This window comes from Streptomyces phaeolivaceus (genome assembly GCF_009184865.1).
Classification (GTDB): Bacteria; Actinomycetota; Actinomycetes; order Streptomycetales; family Streptomycetaceae; genus Streptomyces; species Streptomyces phaeolivaceus.
This window is the reverse complement of the sequence record NZ_CP045096.1, coordinates 6,824,543-6,848,181: the sequence shown is the minus strand read 5'-3', so window position 1 is coordinate 6,848,181 and position 23,639 is coordinate 6,824,543. Positions and strand designations below refer to the sequence as shown.

General features: G+C 71.6%; 23 protein-coding genes. 14 read left to right on the top strand and 9 right to left on the bottom strand.

All coding sequences use genetic code 11. From position 1 onward, the window contains the following. The first annotated feature begins 126 nt into the window (after positions 1-126). Positions 127-693, top strand: a complete 567-nt coding sequence (locus F9278_RS31775) for a TetR/AcrR family transcriptional regulator (RefSeq protein WP_152171364.1) — start codon at positions 127-129, stop codon at positions 691-693. A gap of 36 nt (positions 694-729) precedes the next feature. Here F9278_RS31775 and F9278_RS31770 read toward each other — a convergent pair whose 3' ends face one another. Together F9278_RS31770 and F9278_RS31765 are read right to left on the bottom strand one after the other, a co-directional pair. Continuing rightward, a complete protein-coding gene (locus tag F9278_RS31770; protein WP_086762927.1) occupies positions 730-1,737 on the bottom strand; it encodes a DeoR/GlpR family DNA-binding transcription regulator in 1,008 nt (335 codons plus the stop codon). A 191-nt stretch (positions 1,738-1,928) separates the two neighbouring features. Further along, a complete protein-coding gene (locus F9278_RS31765; protein WP_152171363.1) occupies positions 1,929-3,377 on the bottom strand; it encodes an NAD(P)H-quinone dehydrogenase in 1,449 nt (482 codons plus the stop codon). A 188-nt stretch (positions 3,378-3,565) separates the two neighbouring features. Here F9278_RS31765 and F9278_RS31760 point away from each other — a divergent pair, with 188 nt between their 5' ends. The 3 genes from F9278_RS31760 to F9278_RS31750 all read left to right on the top strand — a co-directional run bounded on the left by F9278_RS31760 (position 3,566) and on the right by F9278_RS31750 (position 6,838). Continuing rightward, a complete protein-coding gene (locus tag F9278_RS31760; protein WP_152171362.1) occupies positions 3,566-4,003 on the top strand; it encodes a gamma-glutamylcyclotransferase in 438 nt (145 codons plus the stop codon). A 114-nt stretch (positions 4,004-4,117) separates the two neighbouring features. Next, the gene (locus F9278_RS31755; protein WP_152171361.1) at positions 4,118-4,942 is read left to right on the top strand and encodes a purine-nucleoside phosphorylase; all 825 of its coding nucleotides are present in this window, start codon (positions 4,118-4,120) and stop codon (positions 4,940-4,942) included. A 252-nt stretch (positions 4,943-5,194) separates the two neighbouring features. Next, positions 5,195-6,838: a phospho-sugar mutase gene (locus F9278_RS31750; RefSeq protein ID WP_404818961.1), complete on the top strand. Its 1,644-nt coding sequence runs from the start codon at positions 5,195-5,197 to the stop codon at positions 6,836-6,838. A gap of 79 nt (positions 6,839-6,917) precedes the next feature. On the opposite strand, the gene F9278_RS31745 is transcribed toward F9278_RS31750, so the two are convergent. After that, on the bottom strand, positions 6,918-8,831 hold the full coding sequence (locus tag F9278_RS31745) for an ICP22 family protein (protein WP_152171359.1): 1,914 nt from the start codon (positions 8,829-8,831) through the stop codon (positions 6,918-6,920). Between the two features lie 257 nt (positions 8,832-9,088). Next, positions 9,089-9,808 carry a PH domain-containing protein gene (locus tag F9278_RS31740; RefSeq protein ID WP_226967046.1) on the bottom strand — a complete coding sequence of 240 codons (720 nt, stop codon included), beginning with the start codon at positions 9,806-9,808 and terminating at the stop codon, positions 9,089-9,091. Between the two features lie 116 nt (positions 9,809-9,924). Between F9278_RS31740 and deoC the strand changes: the two genes are divergently transcribed. From deoC to F9278_RS31725, 3 genes are read left to right on the top strand one after another with little or no spacing between them, the layout of a single operon-like run. Beyond that, positions 9,925-10,878, top strand: a complete 954-nt coding sequence (gene deoC, locus F9278_RS31735; protein ID WP_152174249.1) for a deoxyribose-phosphate aldolase — start codon at positions 9,925-9,927, stop codon at positions 10,876-10,878. 5 nt (positions 10,879-10,883) lie between these two features. Beyond that, a complete protein-coding gene (locus tag F9278_RS31730; RefSeq protein WP_152171358.1) occupies positions 10,884-12,320 on the top strand; it encodes an aldehyde dehydrogenase family protein in 1,437 nt (478 codons plus the stop codon). After that, positions 12,313-13,224, top strand: coding sequence for an aldehyde dehydrogenase family protein (locus F9278_RS31725; protein WP_152171357.1), 912 nt, complete (start codon positions 12,313-12,315; stop codon positions 13,222-13,224). Before F9278_RS31730 ends, F9278_RS31725 begins: the two co-directional genes overlap by 8 nt. Positions 13,225-13,326: 102 nt before the next feature. Here F9278_RS31725 and F9278_RS31720 read toward each other — a convergent pair whose 3' ends face one another. Further along, positions 13,327-13,737, bottom strand: coding sequence for a hypothetical protein (locus F9278_RS31720; protein WP_152171356.1), 411 nt, complete (start codon positions 13,735-13,737; stop codon positions 13,327-13,329). Between the two features lie 140 nt (positions 13,738-13,877). Between F9278_RS31720 and F9278_RS31715 the strand changes: the two genes are divergently transcribed. Further along, positions 13,878-14,516 carry a uridine kinase family protein gene (locus tag F9278_RS31715; protein WP_152171355.1) on the top strand — a complete coding sequence of 213 codons (639 nt, stop codon included), beginning with the start codon at positions 13,878-13,880 and terminating at the stop codon, positions 14,514-14,516. A 278-nt stretch (positions 14,517-14,794) separates the two neighbouring features. On the opposite strand, the gene F9278_RS31710 is transcribed toward F9278_RS31715, so the two are convergent. Further along, entirely contained in the window at positions 14,795-15,562 is a 768-nt protein-coding gene (locus F9278_RS31710; RefSeq protein ID WP_152171354.1) for a SigE family RNA polymerase sigma factor, read from the bottom strand. 264 nt (positions 15,563-15,826) lie between these two features. Here F9278_RS31710 and afsQ1 point away from each other — a divergent pair, with 264 nt between their 5' ends. From afsQ1 to F9278_RS31685, 5 genes are all read left to right on the top strand, one after another. Continuing rightward, a complete protein-coding gene (gene afsQ1, locus F9278_RS31705; RefSeq protein ID WP_013001223.1) occupies positions 15,827-16,504 on the top strand; it encodes a two-component system response regulator AfsQ1 in 678 nt (225 codons plus the stop codon). Between the two features lie 47 nt (positions 16,505-16,551). Then, the gene (locus tag F9278_RS31700) at positions 16,552-18,093 is read left to right on the top strand and encodes a sensor histidine kinase (protein WP_152171353.1); all 1,542 of its coding nucleotides are present in this window, start codon (positions 16,552-16,554) and stop codon (positions 18,091-18,093) included. Further along, positions 18,090-18,713: a hypothetical protein gene (locus tag F9278_RS31695; protein WP_226967045.1), complete on the top strand. Its 624-nt coding sequence runs from the start codon at positions 18,090-18,092 to the stop codon at positions 18,711-18,713. Before F9278_RS31700 ends, F9278_RS31695 begins: the two co-directional genes overlap by 4 nt. A gap of 272 nt (positions 18,714-18,985) precedes the next feature. Beyond that, a complete protein-coding gene (locus F9278_RS31690; RefSeq protein ID WP_152171352.1) occupies positions 18,986-19,543 on the top strand; it encodes a VanZ family protein in 558 nt (185 codons plus the stop codon). Between the two features lie 124 nt (positions 19,544-19,667). Next, complete coding sequence (locus F9278_RS31685; protein ID WP_086760136.1) at positions 19,668-19,868, top strand: PspC domain-containing protein; 201 nt, start codon at positions 19,668-19,670, stop codon at positions 19,866-19,868. 67 nt (positions 19,869-19,935) lie between these two features. On the opposite strand, the gene F9278_RS31680 is transcribed toward F9278_RS31685, so the two are convergent. Beyond that, complete coding sequence (locus F9278_RS31680; RefSeq protein WP_152171351.1) at positions 19,936-20,304, bottom strand: ATP-binding protein; 369 nt, start codon at positions 20,302-20,304, stop codon at positions 19,936-19,938. A gap of 133 nt (positions 20,305-20,437) precedes the next feature. Continuing rightward, a complete protein-coding gene (locus tag F9278_RS31675) occupies positions 20,438-21,601 on the bottom strand; it encodes an adenosine deaminase (protein ID WP_152171350.1) in 1,164 nt (387 codons plus the stop codon). A gap of 113 nt (positions 21,602-21,714) precedes the next feature. On the opposite strand from F9278_RS31675, the gene F9278_RS31670 reads away from it, so the two are divergent. Beyond that, a complete protein-coding gene (locus F9278_RS31670; RefSeq protein ID WP_152171349.1) occupies positions 21,715-22,485 on the top strand; it encodes an alpha/beta hydrolase in 771 nt (256 codons plus the stop codon). Positions 22,486-22,564: 79 nt separating this feature from the next. On the opposite strand, the gene F9278_RS31665 is transcribed toward F9278_RS31670, so the two are convergent. Continuing rightward, positions 22,565-23,581, bottom strand: a complete 1,017-nt coding sequence (locus F9278_RS31665; RefSeq protein ID WP_193241715.1) for a LysR family transcriptional regulator — start codon at positions 23,579-23,581, stop codon at positions 22,565-22,567. Between the last annotated feature and the right edge of the window lie 58 nt (positions 23,582-23,639).

The following is a 23,639-nucleotide window of genomic DNA, read 5'->3' as shown; positions in this document are numbered from 1 at the left end:
CACCCGCACCCGCGCAACTACCCCCATTCACCCGAGCTCTTGGGCTGAAGACGCCCCCGCCGGAAGAGAGCAGGTGAAACCAGAGTGAGCCCCACACCCGTCAGGCCCCCCGCAGGGGGCCGGCCCATGCGCGCGGACGCCCGCCGCAATCACGACCGCCTGCTCACCGAGGCCCGCCTCGCCTTCGCGGCCCACGGCACCGCCGCCTCGCTCGAAGACATCGCCCGCCGCGCGGATGTCGGCATCGGCACCCTCTACCGCCACTTCCCCAACCGCCAGGCCCTCCTGAGCGCGGTCTTCGAGGAAGCCGTGGGCGACCTGCTGGCCCGAGCGCGGACCCAGCTCGAAGCGGACCGGCCCTGCACCGCGCTGGTCGCCTGGCTGCGCGACATCATCACTCGTGCGGGCGAATACCGAGGGCTGGCCCAGGCCCTGATGACGGTCTCGTACGCGGACTCCCGCGCCGCGGACGAGGACCCCTCGGACCTGGCCCGGTGCTGTGCCCCCATCCGGGAGGCCGGCACCACCCTGCTCCGGCGGGCGCAAAGCGCGCACGCCGTACGCGAGGACGTGTCCATCGGTGACCTGCTCCAGCTCACCCACGCGATCGCGCTGGCGGCCGAGGAAACCCCGGACGACCCGGAGTTGGCCGACCGCCTGCTGACACTGACCCTGCGCGGCCTGAAGCCGTAGCCGTGGCCGTAGCCGTGGCCGGACTGCTCGGCGCCGCTACCGGCGGCGCAGATCCGCGACCCGGGCCGCCCGCTCCCGCTCCCGTTCGCCGGCCGGCGGCTGGTCGCCCAGGACCGTGGCGGTGCGCAACTGGGGCGCGGTGCCGTGGACCTGGTTGCGGCGGGGTCCCGGAAGGGGCACGTCCCGGCGCGACGGGCGCGCCGGGACGGGATCGCCTCCCGTACCACCGCCGCCCGACGCCCCGGCCACGGAGATCTGCACGCCCTGATCGGCCAGGGCCTGCAACTCGGTGACCGCGCGGTCGTCGTGACCGGGCGGGTCGTCGGTGACCAGCCGGGTGATGACATCGGTCGGCACCGTCTGGAACATGGTGTCGGTGCCGAGTTTGGTGTGGTCGGCGAGGACAACGACCTCGGCGGCGGCCTGGACCAGCGCGCGGTCCACGGACGCCGACAGCATGTTGGACGTGGACAGGCCGCGCTCGGCGGTCAGTCCGCTCCCGGAGAGGAAGGCCTTGGAGACGCGCAGCCCCTGGAGGGACTGCTCGGCACCGGAGCCGACCAGGGCGTAGTTGGAACCGCGCAGGGTGCCGCCGGTCATCACGACCTCCACACGGTTGGCATGGGCCAACGCCTGGGCCACCAGCAGGGAGTTGGTGACGACGGTCAGCCCGGGGACCCGCGCGAGCCGGCGTGCCAGCTCCTGCGTGGTGGTCCCCGCCCCGACCACGATGGCCTCGCCCTCTTCGACGAAGCTCGCGGCGAGGTCGGCGATGGCCGTCTTCTCGGCGGTCGCGAGATGAGATTTCTGCGGAAAGCCGGACTCCCGCGTGAACCCGCCCGGCAATACCGCACCGCCGTGCCGGCGGTCGAGGAGTCCTTCTGCCTCCAGAGCGCGCACGTCCCGCCGTACGGTCACTTCGGAGGTCTGGACGACGCGGGCGAGCTCACGGAGCGACACGGCTCCATTGGCCCGCACCATTTCGAGGATCAATTGACGACGTTCTGCAGCGAACACGAAACTGACAGTAACGCCAACGACCATCTGCTTTCAGCAGTTTGCGCCGAATAGCAGAAGTTGTTCGCAGGGTGGGGCAAGAAGTGATATAGGGGCCGGACCGTGCGCCGACCGTGGACCAGTGGACTAGGGCCTGCCGTTTGGATCACGCCGGCTTCGGGCCACGGTGCCTGGTGACCGCCGGTGAGCGGGGCTTGGCGTGATCCAAACGACAGGCCCTAGACGCCCTCGCCCGACTTGCGGGTGTGGAGCTGGCGCGCGACCTCGGCGATCGAACCCGACAGGGACGGGTACACCGTGAAGGCGTTCGCGATCTGCTCGACGGTCAGGTTGTTGTCGACCGCGATCGAGATGGGGTGGATCAGCTCCGAGGCGCGCGGGGAGACCACGACACCGCCCACCACGATGCCGGTGCCCGGCCGGCAGAAGATCTTGACGAAGCCGTCCCGGATGCCCTGCATCTTGGCGCGCGGGTTGCGCAGCAGCGGCAGCTTCACCCCGACGGCGTCGATGACCTTGGCGTCCACGTCGGCCTGGGAGTAGCCGACGGTGGCGATCTCGGGGTCGGTGAAGACGTTGGAGGAGACGGTCTTCAGGTTCAGCGGGGCCACGGCGTCGCCGAGGAAGTGGTACATGGCGATCCGGCCCTGCATGGCGGCCACGGAGGCGAGCGCGAAGACACCGGTGACGTCGCCCGCGGCGTACACGCCGGGCGCACTCGTCCGGGAGACCTTGTCGGTCCAGATGTGCCCGGACTCCTTGACCTTGACCCCGGCCTCCTCCAGGCCCATCCCCGCGCTGTTGGGGATGGCGCCGACGGCCATCAGACAGTGCGAGCCGCTGATGACCCGGCCGTCCGCGAGCGTGACCTCGACCCGGTCGCCGACCCGCTTGGCGGACTGGGCCCGCGAGCGCGCCATGACGTTCATCCCGCGCCGCCGGAACACGTCCTCCAGGACGGCGGCGGCGTCCGGGTCCTCGCCCGGCAGCACGCGGTCCCGGCTGGAGACGAGCGTGACGCGCGATCCGAGCGCCTGGTAGGCGCCGGCGAACTCGGCACCGGTGACACCGGATCCGACGACGATCAGCTCTTCGGGCAGCTCGTCGAGGTCGTAGACCTGCGTCCAGTTGAGGATCCGCTCGCCGTCGGGCTGTGCGTCGGGCACCTCGCGCGGGTGCGCGCCGGTGGCGATGAGCACCGCGTCGGCGGTCAGGGTCTCCTCGGACCCGTCGGCGGCGCGCACCACGACCTTCCGCGACCCGTCGAGGTCCTGCTGCCCCTGCAGCCGCCCGCGCCCGCGCATGACCCGCGCCCCGGCGCGCGTCACGGAGGCGGTGATGTCGTGAGACTGCGCCAGCGCGAGCCGCTTCACACGCCGGTTGACCTTGCCGAGGTCCACGCCCACGACACGCGCGGGCGTGTCGACGTGCGGGGTGTCGTCGGCGACGATGATCCCCAGCTCCTCGTACGAGGAGTCGAAGGTCGTCATCACCTCGGCCGTCGCGATGAGGGTCTTCGACGGCACGCAGTCGGTCAGCACCGACGCCCCGCCCAGACCGTCGCAGTCCACGACGGTCACCTCCGCGCCGAGCTGCGCGGCCACCAGCGCCGCTTCATATCCGCCGGGTCCGCCACCGATGATCACGATCCGAGTCACATGCCCCATTGTCCCGTACGAGCACGGGTGCCAACGAGTCGGGGTGTGCGGGACGGGGTGATCGGCCCGCAGGGCCATCACCAGGGGCGCGGGGAACTGCGCGACCAGCCACAACCCATCCGCACCCGCCGAACAACCGAACCCCCACCCCATCAGGCGCCCCAGCCCCAAGCGGAGCGCTCCCGTACTCTCCTCCCATGTCGCTCTACGCCGCCTACGCCGGCAACATGGACTCCCGCCTGATGTCCCGCCGCGCCCCCCACTCCCCGCTGCGCGCAACCGGCTGGCTGAACGACTGGCGGCTGACCTTCGGCGGTGAGCACATGGGCTGGGAGGGCGCCCTGGCAACCGTCGTCGAGGCCCCCCGCTCGCAGGTCTTCGTGGCGCTGTACGACATCGCCCCCATGGACGAGGAGGCGATGGACCGCTGGGTCGGCGTCGGCCTGGACATATACCGCCGGATGCGGGTCCGCGTACACACGCTGGACGGCGAGGAGGCGGCCTGGGTCTACGTGCTCAACGGCTACGAGGGCGGTCTGCCCTCGGCCCGCTACCTCGGCGAGGTGGCGGACGCGGCGGAGTCGGCGGGCGCGCCCCACGACTATGTGATGGAACTCCGCAAACGCCCCTGCTGACGCCCGGCCGAAGCCGCCGGCCGGCGCATGCGGTTGGAAACGACAAGACAACGATCGCGATCCGGTGAGCCTCGTCATCTACGCGCGTAGGCCAGGACCGGATACCCTCGTCGCGTGAACGCATCTCTTCTTCCGGACGACACCCAGGGCGACCCGTACGCCGCCGCCGACGCCGCCGCCGCGCGCCTGCGCGAGCTGACGGGCGCCGAGACCCACGACGTCGCTCTTGTGATGGGCTCCGGCTGGGCCCCGGCCGTGGACGCGCTCGGCGCCCCCGAGGCCGAGTTCCAGGTCACCGAGCTGCCCGGCTTCCCGCCGCCGGCGGTCGAGGGCCACGGCGGCAAGGTCCGCTCGTACAAGATCGGTGACAAGCGCGCGCTCGTGTTCCTGGGCCGCACCCACTACTACGAGGGCCGTGGCGTCGCCGCCGTCGCGCACGGTGTCCGTACCGCCGTCGCGGCCGGTGTGAAGACGATCGTCCTCACCAACGGCTGCGGCGGTCTCCGTGAGGGGATGCGTCCCGGCCAGCCGGTCCTGATCAGCGATCACCTGAACCTGACGGCGACGTCGCCGATCGTCGGCGCGAACTTCGTCGATCTCACGGACCTCTACTCCCCGCGGCTGCGCGCCCTGTGCAAGGAGATCGACCCCTCCCTCGAAGAGGGTGTCTACGCGCAGTTCACGGGCCCGCACTACGAGACGCCCGCGGAGATCCGGATGGCCCGCGTGATCGGCGCGGACCTGGTCGGCATGTCCACGGTGCTGGAGGCCATCGCCGCGCGCGAGGCGGGTGCGGAGGTGCTGGGCATCTCCCTCGTCACCAACCTGGCCGCCGGGATGACGGGTGAGCCGCTCAACCACGAAGAGGTCCTCCAGGCGGGGCGGGACTCGGCGACGCGGATGGGTGAGCTGCTGACGCGGGTCCTGGGCCGGCTGTAACGCGCGGGGGCATTGTCCGGTGCGTTGTCGGCTGCGGGTGGGTGGGGGCTGGTCGCGCAGCTCCCCGCGCCCCCAAAGGATTCAGGCCCCTGCGGGCCTGAAAGACCACGGCCCCGCGGGCCTGAAGAGCAAGGGGCGCAGCGCCTGCTTTTCAGGCCCGCGGGGAACTGTGCGAGAAGCCCCACCGGACCCGCAGACGAGATCGCACCCCCTCAACACATCTCGACGCATCCACAGACAAAGAACGAGAGGTTGCCCCCCGTGCACGACGACGACCTGATCGCCCGCGCCAAGGCGTGGCTGGCCGAGGACCCCGACCCGGACACCCGGGCCGAACTCGGCGCGCTGATCGACGCGGCGGACACGGCGGAACTGACCGCCCGTTTCTCCGGCACCCTCCAGTTCGGCACCGCCGGCCTGCGCGGCGAACTCGGCGCCGGCCCCCAGCGCATGAACCGCTCGGTCGTCATCCGCGCCGCCGCCGGCCTCGCCGCGTATCTGAACAGGAACGGCGACACCGGCGGCCTCGTCGTCATCGGCTACGACGCCCGCCACAAGTCCGCCGACTTCGCCCGTGACACGGCCGCCGTGATGACCGGCGCGGGCCTGCGCGCGGCCGTCCTCCCGCGCCCCCTCCCCACGCCCGTCCTGGCGTTCGCCATAAGGCACCTGGGCGCGGTCGCGGGCGTGGAGGTCACGGCCAGCCACAACCCGCCGCGCGACAACGGCTACAAGGTCTACCTGGGCGACGGCTCCCAGATCGTGCCCCCGGCCGACGCCGGGATCGCGGCCGAGATCGCCGCCGTACGCTCCCTCGACGACGTCCCCCGCCCCGAGGCCGGCTGGGACACCCTCGACGACGGTGTCCTGGACGCCTATCTGGCCCGTACGGACGCGGTCCTCGCGCCCGGCTCCCCCCGCACCGCCCGCACGGTCTACACGGCCCTGCACGGCGTCGGCAGGGACACCCTGCTCGCGGCGTTCGCCCGCGCCGGTTTCCCGGAGCCCGTGCTCGTCGCCGAGCAGGCGGACCCGGACCCGGAGTTCCCGACGGTCGCCTTCCCCAACCCGGAGGAGCCGGGGGCGATGGACCTCGCCTTCGCGAAGGCCCGGGAGACGGACCCCGATCTGATCGTCGCGAACGACCCCGACGCCGACCGCTGCGCCGTGGCCGTGAAGGACGGCGCCGACTGGCGGATGCTGCGCGGGGACGAGGTCGGCGCGCTGCTCGCCACCCATCTGGTCGCGCGCGGGGCGCGGGGCACCTTCGCCGAGTCGATCGTCTCCTCCTCCCTGCTCGGCCGGATCGCCGGGAAGGCGGGCCTCCCCTACGAGGAGACCCTCACCGGCTTCAAGTGGATCGCCCGCGTCGACGGCCTGCGCTACGGCTACGAGGAGGCCCTCGGCTACTGCGTCGACCCCGAGGGCGTCCGGGACAAGGACGGCATCACGGCGGCCCTGCTCGTCACGGAACTCGCCTCGGGTCTCAAGGAGGAGGGCCGCACCCTCCTGGACCTGCTGGACGACATCGCCGTGGAGCACGGTCTGCACGCCACCGACCAGCTCTCGGTCCGGGTCGAGGACCTCTCGCTGATCGCCCGCGCGATGGAACGGCTCCGCGAGCGGCCGCCGACCGCGCTGGCCGGCCTGGCCGTCACCAGGGCCGAGGACCTGACGCGCGGCACGGACCGGCTCCCGCCCACGGACGGCCTGCGCTACACGCTCGACGGCGCCCGTGTCATCGTCCGCCCCAGCGGCACCGAGCCCAAGCTGAAGTGCTATCTGGAGGTCGTGGTGCCGGTCGCCGACCACGCCGGTCTCCCGGCGGCCCACGAGAAGGCGGCCGTTCTGCTGGCCGGGATCAAGCGGGACCTGTCGGCGGCGGCCGGTATCTGACCCGGCCGTCGTCCCCAGAAGTGGCGGGGCCCCGACCGGATCACCGGTCGGGGCCTCGCCGCGTTCGGGGCGGGGTGCCTCACGGCACCAGGACCAGCACCGCCGCCCACACCACGGCCAGCAGCACGCTCAGCGGCCACAGCGGCAGGTCCCGGCCCCCGTGCTCCCCCTCGGGCCGCAGCGCGGGCTCCCGCCACAGGGCGGTGATCTCGGCGGCGGCCCGCTCGTAAGGGTGGACCAGGCGCAGCTTCCGCTCCAGCCAACGCCAGCGCTCCGACCGCACGGACCAGGTCGAGAACGAGGCCCGGTGGCTGTCCAGCGTCAGCACGGACCCGGCGCACCGCACGGTCATGAGGTCGTCCCACGCGATGTGCCCGGTCCGGCGCCAGCCCCGCAGCCACAGCCCCGAGCGGTCGGCCGTGATCCGCCAGGCGAGCATCGTGGGCAGCGTCAGCACTCCGAAGACGCCGAGCAGGCCGCCGAGGACGTACCGCGTCGTCCCGTCCGGGTACAGCCCGATGGCCGCGATGCTGACGATCATGAAGAGGGCGGAGGCCCAGTCGGCCCAGCCCGCCCGCCAGCGCCGTACGGGCACCGGCTCGTCGCCCAGTCGCGCCCTGCTCTCGGTGACGGCCGCGGCCCGCAGTTCCTCGTGGACCGTGTGCCGGCGCGCACCGGCCAGCTGCGCGACGGCGCGACGCCGTACGGCCCGGTCGGACAGCGGGCGCACCGGGCCGGTCGAGGACTCGACGACCAGCTCGGCGGACGTGTCGCGCACGTCCTCGACCCCGTCCGCGCCCCCGTCCTCGACCCCGTCCGCGCCGCCAGGCCTTTCCGACCCCTCCGGCCCCGCCCCCTCCAGAGTCTTCGCGTCCTCCGGCGCCCCGGGCGTATCCCGTGCCTCAGGTATCTCGGATGGCTCGGGGGTCACGGGTGTCTCGGGCTTCTCCGCCGCGCTGACGATCACGATCTCGGCGCCGTCGTGGGGCAGGCCGTAGAGCACGGCCTCGCGCAGGGGGCCGGGCTGCTCGTCGTCGTCCTCGACGCTCTGGAGGGCGTCGAGGAGTTCGTCCCGTGCCTCGGCCTCCTCCGGCCCCTCCGTCGCCTCGATCCCCTCCGGCTCCTCCGTCCCTTCTGTCTCCTCCAGCTCCTCCAGCTCCTCGTCGCTGTCGTCGTACCACTCCTCGGTCGAGACGGTGAACAGCGGGCGCAGGGCGGTCACGTCGTCGGCGGCGAAGATCTCGGCGTCCCCGTCGGCGCCGTCGCGTACGAGGACCCGGAGCACCGGTACGGGAGCCCGGCGCAGCGCGGCGGCCCGGCGGCGGCCCAGCCACCCGGAGAGCACCGAGGTGAGGCCCCAGCCGACCACGAACCAGCCGACGAGGGCGACCTCGTGCCGGTCGGTGGTGAGGTTCCAGCCGGAGGCGAGGGAGAGCAGTCCCGCGCCGAGCAGGGTCAGCAGGGAGCCGAGGCCCATGAGGAACCGGCCGCGGCGCAGGGGTCCCGCCTCGCCGGGGACCGTGGCGGTCGCGCCCCCGGCGGCCGACAGGGCCCACTGCCGCTGGAGCCTGCCCTTGCTCAGCCGGATCTCGGCCGCGGCCCAGGTGAAGGTCACGGCGAGGAGACCCAGCAGGGTCGGCACATCGTGCGATCCGCCGAACCAGCCCAGCAGGGCCATGAGCACGGGCGCGGAGAACCGTACGACCTCGGGCCTGACCAGGGTCCACACCAGTTGCAGCGGGACCAGCGCGGCGAGGGCGGCGGGCACCTCCGCGAAGTTGGCCAGCCAGAAGCCGATGATCAGGCCGCCCGGGACCACGGCGAGGAGGTGCAGGGGGCGGGTGCGGGCCGGGACCCACAGGGGCGGCCGGGTGCGCGCCCAGGCCTCCAGCTTCTCCCCGCTCCAGGCGACGCAGCCCTCGGGCACGGCGGACACGGGCAGTGGACTCGGCGGTAGGGGCCCCTGGGACGGGGACTCGAGTTCGGTACTCATCGTTCTGTGGACACTCCGGCCGCCGTCGTGGTTGCGCCCCTCGTCGCCTGCGAGGCGACGCGATCCGAGCGATCCGAGCGGACCGAGCGGACCGAGCGGTGAGGAAGGGACGCACAGGCATGTTCTGGTCCAACCCGCTCCGATTCACGGACAGTTGGGCACACCTCTGCCTCCCGGAAGTCCGGTCCGGGGCATTTCCGCCACCATAGAACAGGCGTCCGGAACTCCGCCCATGAGAAGTGCCCGGCGGAGCGAGGTCACCCGACGGCGATCAGCACCAGCAACAGCACGGCCCCCGCCACCGCCGGCCCCACGATCTCCCAGGCCCACCGCACGCTCGGCTCCCCCTGCGACCCGGCCGCCTTGGCCCGCGCCTCGCACAGCTCCCGCAGATCGGCCATGACCTGATCGGTCTCCGCCCGCACCGGCCGCCCGTCCGGGGCCGTACGACCGCCCCCACCCGCCTTGGCCGCACGATGCGCCTCACGGGCCTGATGCCGGGCCGCCTTCTTCCGCCCGCGCAGCGAGACGGGAATCGCCCAGAGCTGATACTTGGCGCCGCTCTCGTCGATCACCTCATTGGTGTAGCCCGACCGCAGCGAGACGACGCTCGCCCAGGGCAGTTCGATCACCCGGAAGGGATTGCGCACCCGCAGCCGGTCGTCGTTGGCGAACACCGCCGGCCGCACCGAGAAGGCGACCACCAGCGGCACGGCCACCAGCATCGAGGCCAGCGCCAGCCAGGGCGTACGCCCCTCCCCCGACACCACCGCGTCCCCGCCGAGCCAGCCGAACAGCCCGAGCAGCAGCACCCCGCCCACCAGCCCGGCGGGCGACCGATACGCCCGGTCCCTGTACACGGGCTTGTCGGCTTTCCCGGGCTTGTCGGCTTTCCCGGGCTTGTCGGCTTTCCCGGGCTTACCGGGCTTCCCGGCTTCACCGGGCGTCGACGCGGAGGCCTGATCCGAGGTGCTCATACGTCCGATTCTGCCCGACGCCCCACACCGACCCGCTCAAGCCCTCTCACCAACCCGTCCGACCAATCCGAGGGCTGTACACCCGCTACGCGCGTAGATATGCTCGTCTGGTGACCATGTCCACAGCTGCACCCCACGCTCTCGCCGACGTCACCGCGTCCGACAGCACGCTGCGCCGCTTCCTCCACGGGCTGCCCGGCGTCGACCCGGTCGGACTGGAGGCGCGCGCCGCCTCGCTCGGCACCCGTTCCATCAAGACGACCGCCAAGGCGTACGCCATCGACCTGGCCATCTCCATGGTCGATCTGACGACCCTGGAAGGCGCGGACACCCCGGGCAAGGTCCGGTCGCTCGGCGCCAAGGCGGTCCTCCCCGACCCGACCGACCGCACCACGCCCGCCACGGCCGCGGTCTGCGTCTACCCCGACATGGTGCCCGCCGCCAAGGCGGCCGTCGCCGGCTCCACCGTCAAGGTCGCCTCCGTCGCCACCGCCTTCCCGGCCGGCCGCGCGCCCCTCGCCGTGAAGCTGGCCGACGTCCGCGAGGCCGTCTCCGCCGGGGCCGACGAGATCGACATGGTCATCGACCGCGGCGCGTTCCTCGCGGGGAACTACCTCAAGGTCCACGAGGAGATCACCGCCGTGAAGGAGGCCTGCGGCTCCGCGGCCCGCCTCAAGGTCATCTTCGAGACCGGCGAGCTCTCGACGTACGACAACATCCGCCGCGCCAGCTGGCTCGGCATGCTCGCGGGCGCCGACTTCATCAAGACCTCGACCGGCAAGGTCGCGGTGAACGCCACCCCCGCCAACACCCTGCTCATGCTGGAGGCCGTCCGCGACTTCCGCGCCCAGACCGGCGTCCAGGTGGGCGTGAAGCCCGCCGGCGGCATCCGCACCACCAAGGACGCGATCAAGTTCCTCGTCCTGGTCAACGAGACCGTGGGCGAGGACTGGCTGGACAACCGCTGGTTCCGCTTCGGCGCGTCCTCGCTCCTCAACGACCTGCTGATGCAGCGCCAGAAGCTGGCCACCGGCCGCTACTCCGGCCCCGACTACGTGACGGTGGACTGATCGCCATGGCTTCCGCATTCGAGTACGCACCGGCCCCCGAGTCCCGGGCGGTCGTCGACATCGCCCCCTCCTACGGCCTGTTCATCGACGGCGAGTTCACCGAGGCCGCCGACGGCAGGGTCTTCAAGACGGTCAGCCCCGCCTCCGAGGAGGTCCTCTCCGAGATCGCCCAGGCGGGCGAGGCGGATGTCGACCGCGCGGTGAAGGCGGCCCGCAAGGCCTTCGAGAAGTGGTCCGCGCTGCCCGGCACGGAACGCGCGAAGTACCTGTTCCGCATCGCCCGTATCGTCCAGGAGCGCTCCCGCGAGCTGGCCGTCCTCGAAACCCTCGACAACGGCAAGCCCATCAAGGAGACCCGCGACGCGGACCTCCCCCTGGTCGCCGCGCACTTCTTCTACTACGCGGGCTGGGCAGACAAGCTCGACCACGCGGGCTTCGGCGCGAACCCCCGCCCCCTCGGCGTGGCGGGCCAGGTCATCCCCTGGAACTTCCCGCTCCTGATGCTGGCGTGGAAGATCGCCCCGGCCCTGGCGACCGGCAACACGGTCGTCCTGAAGCCGGCGGAGACCACCCCCCTCTCGGCGCTGTTCTTCGCGGACATCTGCCGCCAGGCGGGCCTGCCCAAGGGCGTCGTCAACATCCTCCCGGGATACGGCGACACGGGCGCGGCCCTGGTCGCGCACCCGGACGTCAACAAGGTCGCCTTCACGGGCTCCACGGCGGTCGGCAAGCAGATCGCGAAGACGGTCGCGGGCACCCGCAAGAAGCTCACGCTCGAACTGGGCGGCAAGGGCGCGAACATCGTCTTCGACGACGCGCCCATCGACCAGGCCGTCGAGGGCATCGTGAACGGCATCTTCTTCAACCAGGGCCAGGTCTGCTGCGCGGGCTCCCGCCTCCTGGTCCAGGAGTCGATCCAGGACGAGCTGCTGGACTCCCTGAAGCGCAGGCTCTCCACACTCCGCCTCGGCGACCCGCTGGACAAGAACACGGACATCGGCGCGATCAACTCCGAGGAGCAGCTCACCCGGATCACCTCGCTCGTCGAGCGCGGCGAGGCGGAGGGCGCCGAGCGCTGGTCCCCGGCCTGCGAACTGCCCACCTCGGGCTACTGGTTCGCCCCGACGCTGTTCACCAACGTCACCCAGGCGCACACCATCGCCCGTGACGAGATCTTCGGCCCGGTCCTGTCCGTCCTCAGCTTCCGCACCCCGGACGAGGCCGTCGCCAAGGCCAACAACACCCAGTACGGCCTGTCGGCGGGCATCTGGACCGAGAAGGGCTCCCGGATCCTGGCCGTCGCGAACAAGCTCCGCGCGGGCGTCGTCTGGTCCAACACGTTCAACAAGTTCGACCCCACGTCGCCGTTCGGCGGCTACAAGGAGTCGGGCTTCGGCCGCGAGGGCGGCCGTCACGGCCTGGAGGCGTACCTCGATGTCTGACCGCCTGTCTGTTTTCAAGACCTACAAGCTGTACGTCGGCGGGAAGTTCCCGCGTTCCGAGAGCGGCCGGGTGTACGAGGTGACGACGAGGACATCAGCCGCTGGCGCGGCGGGCAAGGACAAGTGGCTGGCGAACGCCCCGCTCTCCTCCCGCAAGGACGCCCGTGACGCGGTGGTCGCCGCCCGCAAGGCGTTCGGCGGCTGGTCCGGTGCGACGGCGTACAACCGCGGCCAGGTCCTCTACCGCGTCGCCGAGATGCTGGAGGGCCGCAAGGGCCAGTTCGTACGGGAGGTCGCCGACGCGGAGGGCCTGTCGAAGTCGAAGGCGGCGGCCGAGGTGGAGGCCACGATCGACCGCTGGGTCTGGTACGCGGGCTGGACCGACAAGATCGCCCAGGTGGTCGGCGGCGGAAACCCGGTCGCGGGCCCGTACTTCAACCTCTCCTCCCCCGAACCGACGGGTGTGGTCGCGGTCCTGGCCCCCCAGGAGTCGTCGTTCCTGGGCCTGGTCTCGGTCCTCGCCCCGGTGATCGCCACGGGCAACACGGCGATCGTGATCGCGAGCGAGAAGTCCCCTCTCCCGGCCCTCTCCCTCGGCGAGGTGCTCGCCACCTCCGACGTCCCCGGCGGTGTCGTCAACGTCCTCTCCGGCCGTACGGCGGAGATCGCGGCGCCCCTCGCCGCCCACCAGGACGTCAACGCGATCGACCTGGCCGGCGCGGACGACGTCCTCGCCAAGGAGTTGGAGATCGCCGCCGCCGACAACCTCAAGCGTGTCCTGCGTCCACAGCCTGTGGACGACTGGACGGCCACGCCCGGCATCGACCGCATGACGGCGTTCCTGGAGACGAAGACGGTCTGGCACCCGACGGGGTCGCTGGGCGCGTCGGGGTCGGCGTACTGAGGAGGAGTGCCCCGTAAGGGGCGCGGGGAACTGCGCGACCAGCCACGGACGGCCCGCACCGTCCCCACGGACCGCGCAGTTCCCGGAAACCCTCCGCTTCCGTCAACCCTTCAATCCGCCCACCACCGGCCCCACCACGGGAATGCTCCCCACCGACGGCGCCTGCGCCACCGGCCCGGTGAGGGCGGTGGACGTCAGCGGCTTGAAGTCGGCCAGCTGCGTCCCCACCCCGTTGTCGAGAGGATCGACCCCCGTGCCCGCCAGCGGGTTGGGCTTGAGCCCCGCGACCGGCCCGGTGACGTAACCGACCGTGCCGGTCAGGGCCTGGAGGCCCGCCTGCGGGTCGACCTTGCCGAGCGACGTGGGCCGGGTGCGCATCACGTCGACGACCGGGGCCGCGCCGTCGGCCGCCGCTGCCGCACCGGCGCCCGCGCCGAGCGCGACCCCCGCGGTCGTGACGGCCAGCAACGCGCGCCGGGCGGTGGGGTTCTGGGAAGCCGAGAGTCGAGCCATCAGCGGTGCCACCTTCTCCTGTGCGTTTACCTTGCGGAAAGTAATCATAGAGACACGTACGGTAGTTGAGGTGTGATGTGCGCTCCAAGGACGACCCGCCGTCTCGGCGGGAGCCGCGTGATGCCTCACACTGGACTCTCGTGAGTTCGCATCCGCCGCATCCCTCGATACCGACCCGAGTGGTCCTGCTGTCCGGTCCGTCCGGCTCGGGCAAGTCCCTCCTCGCCGCCCGCTCCGGCCTGCCCGTGCTGCGGCTCGACGACTTCTACAAGGAGGGCGACGACCCGACGCTGCCGCAGGTGGAGGGCAGCGCGGACATCGACTGGGACCACCCGCTGTCGTGGGACGCGGACAGCGCCGTAGCGGCGATCGAGGAGTTGTGCCGCACGGGCCGTACGACCGTCCCGGCGTACGACATCTCGCTCAGCGCGCGTACCGGCGCGGAGGCGCTGCGCATCGGGCGGACGCCGGTGTTCATCGCCGAGGGCATCTTCGCCGCCGAAATCGTCGGGCGCTGCCGTGAACTCGGGCTGCTGGCGGACGCGCTGTGTCTGACGCGTGGTCCGGTGAAGACCTTCCGCCGCCGCTTCCTTCGCGATCTGAGGGAGGGCCGTAAGTCGGTGCCGTTCCTGCTGCGGCGCGGCTGGCGGCTGATGCGGCTGGAGCGCTCGATCGTGGCCCGGCAGACGGAGTCGGGCGCCCATCCCTGCGACCGGGACGAGGCGCTCGGCCGGCTGGCGGCGGCAGCGGCGGGCCGTGTCGCGAAGGCGCCGGCCTGAGCGCGCGGGGCGCACATCCGACCCAGGGGTCGGCCCGCGGGCGGACATGAAAGCGGGACTGGACGGACCCCCCGGCCCTCCAGTCCCGCTTCCCCCGTGCCCCCCCCCTGCTGTCCCCCGCTTTTCCCCCGTGGTGCGCCGGCGTGGTCCCCCCGGACCCCGTCGGCTTTCCCCCCGGCCGTCGCGCCGGCGCTCCCCCGCGCCACCGTGACGTCCCCCGTACCCCCGTACCCCCGTTTCCCCCGTGCTCCCCCGTTACTTACTCCCCCCACAGACCTTCAGGCGACAAGCTCCCCGAAGGACTCCTCCTCGTCACGGCCGAAGCTGAGGACCTCGTCCTCGCGCAGGCGGCGCAGCGACCGCCAGATGCTGGACTTCACCGTGCCGACACTGATGTCGAGGATCTCCGCGATCTCCGGGTCGGTGCGGCCCTCGTAGTAGCGGAGGACCAGCATCGTGCGCTGGAGTTCGGGGAGCCGGGCGAGCGCCTGCCACAGGACGGCGCGCAGTTCGGTGCCGCGCATCGCGTCCGTGTCGCCGGCGGTCTCCGGCAGCTCCTCGGTCGGGTACTCGTTCAGCTTGCGGCGGCGCCACGCGCTGATGTGCAGATTGGTCATGGTGCGGCGGAGGTAGCCCCCGACCGCGGCCTTGTCACTGATCCGGTCCCAGGCCCGGTAGGTCGAGAACAGCGCGCTCTGCAGCAGGTCCTCGGCCTCGAAGCGGTCTCCGGTCAGGTGGTAGGCGGTTGCGTACAGGGAGGCACGACGCTCCTGGACGTAGGCGGTGAACTCCGCCTCCGACACAGAACGGCGTTCCCCCGTGCCCTCCCCGTACGCGGTCCCCGTTCCCCCGTGGGCGACCCCCGTCACCCCCGTGGTGCTTCCCCCCACGTGTGCGTCAACCACCGACATGAACGTGGTGTGCTGACGCCCGGTGCCGCGAGCGCACCCCCGCCCGCTCACGGCACCGGACTTCTCCGCGTTCCGGACGACATCGTGGAGCCGCGTGACAACTGCGCCAGTGCTGGTGCTGTGCAGCGTGTTCATCTCGCGCCCCCCGTCGTGGAGTTCCGGTCTTCGGCATGCTTTCTTGCCTGTGCCGAAAAGATTGCCCGTTCACCTTCATGGCTCTGTCCGCCGACTGTCACAGACCTGTCACAGGGGCCGGTCCTGGGGCGGGGCCCAGTCGGGGCACAGGTCGATCACAGAGAAGAGTCGTACGGCTACACGAACGGCACGATCGTGTGCGGGTGTCGGGTGGGGGCGCTCCAACGGTCGATTCGGCGCCATGCCATGGGCCAGAATGAGCCCGTGCCTTCCCTGTTGCTGATCGAGGACGACGACGCCATCCGCACGGCCCTGGAGCTCTCACTGACGCGCCAGGGGCACCGTGTCGCCACCGCCGCCACCGGCGAGGATGGTCTCAAGCTGCTGCGCGAACAGCGGCCGGATCTGATCGTTTTGGACGTGATGCTGCCTGGCATCGACGGCTTCGAGGTGTGCCGGCGGATCCGGCGCACCGATCAGCTGCCGATCATCCTGCTGACGGCGCGCAGTGACGACATCGACGTCGTGGTGGGCCTGGAGTCCGGCGCGGACGACTATGTGGTCAAGCCCGTGCAGGGGCGGGTCCTGGACGCCCGGATCCGCGCGGTGCTGCGCCGCGGTGAGCGCGAGGCCAACGACGCGGCGACGTTCGGCTCCCTCGTGATCGACCGCGCGGCGATGACCGTGACGAAGAACGGCGAGGACCTCCAGCTGACGCCCACCGAGCTGCGGCTGCTGCTGGAGCTGAGCCGCCGTCCCGGACAGGCCCTGTCCCGGCAGCAGTTGCTGCGTCTGGTGTGGGAGCACGACTATCTGGGCGACTCCCGCCTGGTGGACGCGTGTGTGCAGCGGCTGCGCGCCAAGGTCGAGGACGTGCCGTCGTCGCCGACCCTGATCCGTACCGTGCGCGGCGTGGGCTACCGGTTGGACACGCCTCAGTGACGAAGGCCCGAGGGGGGATCCGCGGCTGGGCCGCGGCTCGCAGGAAAGTGCAGTCCCGGATCCGTTTCACCAGTCTGCGGCTGCGTCTGGTGGTCGTCTTCGGCCTGGTGGCGCTCACGGCCGCCGTGTCGGCGTCCGGTATCGCGTACTGGCTCAACCGCGAGGCCGTGCAGACGCGCGCGCAGGACGCGGCGCTGAACGACTTCGAGCGGGAGATGCAGAGCCATGTGAGCACCCTGCGCCCGAACCCGACGCAGGACCAACTGCGCGTCGCGGCACGGAAGATGGCGGACGGCGGCGAGCGCTCCAGTGTGCTGCTCATCGCCGAGGGCGCCGACGGCGAGGCGGTCTCCGGCTCCTCGACCGACAACGCGCTCACCGGTTTCTCGCTGGCGGACGTGCCCGCGTCCCTGCAGAAGGCCGTCAACAAGCGGCAGAAGCTCACGTCCGGCAACAAGCACGCGTACCACGTGTACTGGCAGCGGGTCATCGACGGCGACACCCCGTACCTCGTGGGCGGCGCGAGGATGATCGGCGGCGGGCCGACCGGCTACATGCGCAAGTCCCTCGCGGAGGAGGCGAAGGACCTCAACTCGCTGGCCTGGTCGCTCGGTATCGCCACGGGCCTGTCGCTGATCGGCTCGGCGCTGCTCGCGCAGGCCGCCGCGACGACCGTACTGAAGCCGGTGCAGCGCCTCGGCGTGGCCGCCCGGCGCCTCGGCGAGGGCAAGCTCGACACCCGGCTGCGCGTCTCCGGCACGGACGAACTGGCCGACCTCTCAAGGACGTTCAACCTCGCGGCGGAGTCGCTGGAGAAGAAGGTCGACGACATGAGCGCCCGCGAGGAGGCCTCCCGCCGCTTCGTCGCCGACATGTCCCATGAACTCCGTACGCCGCTGACCGCGATCACCGCCGTCACGGAGGTGCTGGAGGAGGAGCTGGACGCCGACACGGGCAGCCTCGACCCGATGATCGAACCGGCGGTACGGCTCGTCGTCAGCGAGACCCGGCGGCTGAACGACCTGGTGGAGAACCTGATGGAGGTCACCCGCTTCGACGCGGGCACGGCCCGTCTGGTCCTCGACGACGTGGACATCGCCGACCAGATCACCGCCTGTATCGACGCCCGCGCCTGGCTGGACGCGGTGGACCTGGACGCCGAGCGCGGCATCATCACCAACCTCGACCCGCGCCGTCTGGACGTGATCCTGGCGAACCTGATCGGCAACGCGCTCAAGCACGGCGGCTCCCCGGTGCGCGTCTCGGTGCGCACGGAGGGCGAGAACCTGTTCATCGAGGTGCAGGACCACGGCCCCGGCATCCCCGAGGACGTCCTCCCGCACGTCTTCGACCGGTTCTACAAGGCGAGCGCCTCCCGCCCCCGCTCCGAGGGCAGCGGTCTCGGTCTGTCCATCGCCCTGGAGAACGCCCATATCCACGGCGGCGAGATCACCGCCGCCAACTCCCCCAAGGGCGGCGCGGTCTTCACCCTCCGCCTGCCCCGCGACGCGTCCTCGCTGCTCGCGGAGGAACGGGACGACGACCAGGGCGACGCCGGCCCGGCTGCCACCGAGGGGGACGGCCAGTGACGATACGAGGCGTACGAGGCGTACGGCTCCTGGCGGCGACCGGGGCGCTGGCCGCCCTCCTCGCGGGCTGCGGCATCCGGGCCACCCAGGTGCCGACGGACTTCGGTCCGGCGCCCTCGATGGTGCCGTGCGAGCTGTCGGTGTCGGACATCGCGACCCAGGCGACCCCCTCCGGTATGCCGGTCGAGGTGTTCCTGCTCTGCTCCGGGGCGCTCGTGCGGGTCAACCGCTCGGTGGAGGCGGCCCAGAGCACCGAGGAGGCCCAGCGGCGCGTCGTCGTCGCCCAGGGCCTGCTGGACGCCCTGGCGGGCGACCCCAGCGACGTCGAGGACGAGGCCGGCTACAGCACCGCCGTGCCGCCCGGCCTCACGGTGACGGGCCCGGCCCCCGACGACCCGGAGGACACCCTCCGCCTGTCCACCGCCCCCGACTCCCTCCCCCGGTACGCCCTCGCCCAGATCGTCTGCACCTTCGCCGACTCCGCCGCCGCCGGCGACAACGGCTCGGTGGTCCTGGGCAGCACGAGCGCGGACTCCCTGCGCCGCTACGAGTGCACCCAGAAGACCCAGTCGTCTCCGGGAGAGGGCAACCCGCCTTCCGAGGAAATCAACGGCTCCTGAGTCCGGGTGCCTCGTCGTCGAGGGCCCGCTGTCACGGGTTCGCAGGCGGGTGCCTGTCCGCCGACAGCCCCTTGGCAGGCCCGCCGCAACAGGGGTCGGCGAGTGAGCCGAAGGGGCGCGCCTGTGTCGAGAGCGCGAGCGCGCGGAGGCCCCGACGAAGGAGGGGTCGAGCACGGTCACGCTCTCGACACAGGCTTCTGCGTCCCGGAGGCGAACCGAGCCCTCAAAAAAATCCTGCAACCGATCGTGCCGGGGGGCGCGTCTTGGGGGGCGTGCAGCCTCAAGGTACGAACGGCCGTAGCGCCGGGATCCGTGTCCGTGCGGCGGGGGGTGTTCTCCTCGTCGCGCATCTCGCGGTCGTTGCCTGGATCACGCTGCGTCCGCTGGACGTCACCTGGATGAGTCCCGCGAATCTGCGGCCGTTCGCCGGGATCAGAGCGGATCTGGCCCTGGGCTGGCCGGAGGCGGCCCGCCGCATCGGTGAGGGGCTGGCGCTGCTCGCCCCGCTGGGTGTCCTGCTGCCGATGACGCACGGCAGGCTCGCCGTGTCGCCGCTCGCCTCGCTGGCCCGGTCGGTCGCGGCCGGGGCGCTGTTGTCGCTGGCCGTCGAGCTGTTGCAGACCGGGGTGCCGGGGCAGGTCGTCGACATCGACTCGATCCTGCTGAACTCGGTCGGTGTGGGTCTCGCCCATCTCGCGGTGGTTCCGATGGTCAGGGCGGCGCTGCGGCGAAGGGCCGAGACCCGGGTCAGGGCGGCGGCGCGGTTGCGCCGTGAGGAGCTGTCTCAGGGTCGGACCCCGACGATTCCCAGGGTCGGGATGGCTCCGTAGAGGGACGCTTCGTCCGCTTCGTCACCGTAGCGTCGATGGTGTGGAAAAGAGAGCGATGGCCACAGGGAGGCCTCGCCCCCACCGTCGGCCGCGGCCGACGTCCTACGCCGACGAAGGAGCCGTCATGAGTCGCCTTGCCCGCCCCACCGAAGGCCGGATGATCGGCGGAGTGTGCGCCGCGCTGGCACGGCGCTTCGGCACCTCCGCCACCACGATGCGTGTGATCTTCCTGGTGTCGTGTCTGCTTCCGGGCCCGCAGTTCCTGCTCTACATAGCCCTCTGGATCCTGTTCCCCTCGGAGGGCAAGGCCCGCGCGGCCTGGTGACACACCGACGGGGCGCGCCCTTCGCGGTGCGCGCCCCGTGCGGGTGTCGTGTCGAGGTGGCTGCCGCTCAGGCGGCGCCGCCGCCGAGGGGCAGGCCGTTGACGCCGAGGCCCTTGGCGGGAAGGGTCTTGCCGACGGGGAGGCCGCCGAGCAGCCCGGCGACGGGGGCGGTGGGGCCCTCGGCGAGGACGTTGGCGGCGGCGGGCTGCGCGGCCTCCAGACCGGTGCCGAGCGCGCTCTGCCCCTGGGCGAGCGCGTCGGTGGCGACCGGCAGCGCCTTCGAGACGTTCTCCACGGGCAGCGCCTGGGTGACGGTGCCCAGGGCCTGGGAGGCCTCGGGGGCGCTCGGGGCGGCGTTCGCGGCGCTCGCGCCCGCAGCGGCGATGGCGGCACCGACGACGGCGACACCGAGGGTCTTGGCAGCAGACTGCTTCATGTTGAATGCGTCCTTGGAATGCGTTTGACGGGTGGTGAGCGGTGCCGAAACGTAAACACCAAAGTCCCGCCGGAGGCAAACATCGAAAAGCGGCCGCGTCGCCCCGCGCGTGACCGCTTCCCGAAGTCGCCGTTCAGCTCTGTTCGTCGACAGAACCGCTGGTGGAGGCCGTTTGCCGGAACAGCCATTCGGATTTCAACTCGGCGTATCCGGGCTTGATCACGTCATTGATCATGGCCAGTCGTTCATCGAAAGGAATGAATGCTGACTTCATAGCATTGACCGAGAACCACTGCATGTCGTCGAGCGTGTAACCGAAGGCATCGACAAGGTGCTCGAATTCACGGCTCATGCTCGTGTGCGACATCAGCCGGTTGTCGGTGTTCACGGTGGCCCGGAAGTGCAGTCGCCTGAGCAGCCCGATGGGGTGTTCGGCGTACGAACGGGCGGCACCGGTCTGGAGGTTGGAGCTGGGGCACAGCTCCAGCGGGATGCGCTTGTCGCGGACGTAGGAGGCGAGGCGGCCGAGCTTCACCGAGCCGTCCTCGTGGACCTGGATGTCGTCGATGATGCGGACGCCGTGCCCGAGCCGGTCGGCCCCGCACCACTGCAACGCCTGCCAGATGGACGGGAGTCCGAAGGCCTCCCCGGCGTGGATGGTGAAGTGGTTGTTCTCGCGCTTGAGGAACTCGAAGGCGTCGAGGTGGCGGGTGGGCGGGTAGCCGGCCTCGGCGCCCGCGATGTCGAATCCGACGACACCGAGGTCGCGGTAGCGGTTGGCGAGTTCGGCGATCTCCAGGGCGCGGGCGGCGTGCCGCATGGCGGTGAGCAGGGCTCCGACGCGGATGCGGTTGCCGTCGGCCCTGGCCCGCCGCTCACCCTCCCGGAAGCCCTCGTTGACGGCCTCGACGACCTCTTCGAGGCCGAGCCCGCCTTCGAGGTGCTGTTCGGGGGCGTAGCGGATCTCGGCGTAGACGACGCCGTCGGCGGCGAGGTCCTCGGCGCACTCGGCGGCGACCCGGAGCAGCGCGTCGCGGGTCTGCATGACGCCGACGGTGTGCGAGAAGGTCTCCAGGTACCGCTCCAGCGAGCCGGAGTCGGCGGCGTCGCGGAACCAGCCGCCGAGCCGGTCGGGGTCGGTCTCCGGGAGCTGGGAGTAGCCGCTGTCGCGGGCGAGTTCGACGATGGTTCCGGGGCGCAGGCCGCCGTCGAGGTGGTCGTGCAGCAGAACCTTGGGCGCCCGGCGGATCTGGTCCGAGTCCGGGGTGCCACCGGTCGGGTCGGTCTGGTTCGTCATTTTCGCACGATAACGCCTACGCGCGTAGAGCGCCTGTCGGGCGAGGGGGTCGATACCCAAAGGTGACCCACAGGACGGGTGGCGTACACCATCTCTTCTGACACTGTTCTGTCATGGCGCAGCAAGCAATGCCGGTCCGTACGCCCCGACTTGGGCGGACGATCGGCCCGGAGCCGAGCACGGTCAGCGCAGTGGTCCTGCTGCTTCCGGCCGGTGACGAGGCATCCACCCGCAGACCCTCCCCCATGATGGCCACGGCCTCCGTGCGCTCCCTCGGCCGCCGGCTGGCCCGCGCGGGCCGTACGGAGGGGCTGGCGGCCCATGTCGTGCACTACCGCTACCGGGGCTGGAACGGCACGGAGGCGCGGCTCGCGCGGGACGCCGAGTGGGCCGTGGACGAGGTGGTCCGGCGCTACGGGGACGTGCCCGTATGTCTCACCGGGCTGCACATGGGGGCGCGGGCGGCGCTGCACACGGGCGGGCACGAGGCCGTCAACTCCGTGCTGGCGATCGCCCCCTGGCTGCCGGAGGAGGATGTGGCGACGCCGCCCGAACCGGTGAAACAGCTGGCCGGGCGGCGGGTGTTGATCGTGCACGGGACGAACGACGAGCGGGTGGATCCCGAACTGTCGTTCCGCTACGCGGCGCGGGCGAAGAAGACGAACCCCGACATCTGCCGGTTCGAGGTGCACGCGGACCGGCACGGGCTGACGCAGTACCGGGACGAGGTGCACGCGTTGGCGTCGGACTTCGTGATGGGGGCGCTGTTCGGGCGGGCGTTCGCCCGGCCGGTGGAGGACGCGCTCGCGGCGCCGCCGCCGTTGGGGTTGCGGATGCCGCTTGCCTCCGGCTTCGGCCGGCAACGCTCGCATCAGGGTGGTTGATGTCGTCTCGCGGCTGCGGGCCGTGTGGAGCTTGTCGCGCAGTTCCCCGCGCCCCTTCCTGGCGCGGCTGCGGCTCGCGTCAGTCGTGGAGGAGGTGGCCCCTTCTCGACAGCAGGAACTTCTTGAAGGCCGCCACCGGGGGTGTGTCGGGGTGGCCGTCGAGCCAGGCCACGCCGATTTCGCGGGCCGCTCGCGGGGCGGTGACCGTCAGTTCGACGACGCCCGGCCGGGGGACGGCCGGGGGCGGTAGGAGGGCCACGCCCAGGCCCGCCGCCACCAGGCCCCGCAGTGTTTCCGCCTCCTCTCCCTCGAAGGCGATACGGGGCTTGAAGCCGGCCTCCTTGCAGAGGTCGTCGGTGATGCGGCGCATGCCGTAGCCGGGTTCGAGGGTGACGAAGGTTTCGTCGGCGGCCTCGGCGAGGCGGACGCGTTTGCGGGCGGCGAGGCGGTGGTCGGCGGGGACGACCAGGCGGAGCTTCTGTTCGTCGAGGCGGCGGGCCACCAGATCGGGGGCGTCCGGGACGGGTGAGGTGAGGCAGAGGTCGAGTTCGCCGGCGCGCAGGCGTTCGAGCATGGCCTCGCCGTAGTTCTGGACGAGGCTGAAGCGGACGCGGGGGTGTTCGGCGCGGAAGGCCTGGAGAAGGCCTGGGACGGTCTCGGCGCCCATGGTGTGCAGGAAGCCGAAGGCGACCTTGCCGGTGGCGGGGTCGGCGTCGGCGCGGACCTCGTCGGCGGCGCGCTCGATCTCGGCGAGGGCGCGTTCCACGGAGGCGTGGAAGGTGCGGCCGGCGTGCGTCAGGGAGACCGTGCGCCCCCGGCGGGCGAACAGGTCGACGCCCAGGTCCTGTTCGAGGCGGACCATGGCCCGCGACAGCGTCGACTGCGGGACCCGCATCTCGCGCGCGGCCCCGGTGACGTGCTCGGTGCGGGCGACGCCGGCGAAATAGGCGAGACGGGGCGCGAGGCGCAGGACGATGTCGTCGATATCCCCACTGTCCCCACTGTCGCCGCTGTCGCCTCTCCTGCCGGTGCCGTCGATGTCTTCTGTGTCACCGGACGGTGACAGGCGCGGCCCTGACCTCTGCTGATGCGTCACGGGAACGATTATGGGCGATCCATGCATTGGACGGATGAGCGGCGCCGTACGTAGTTTC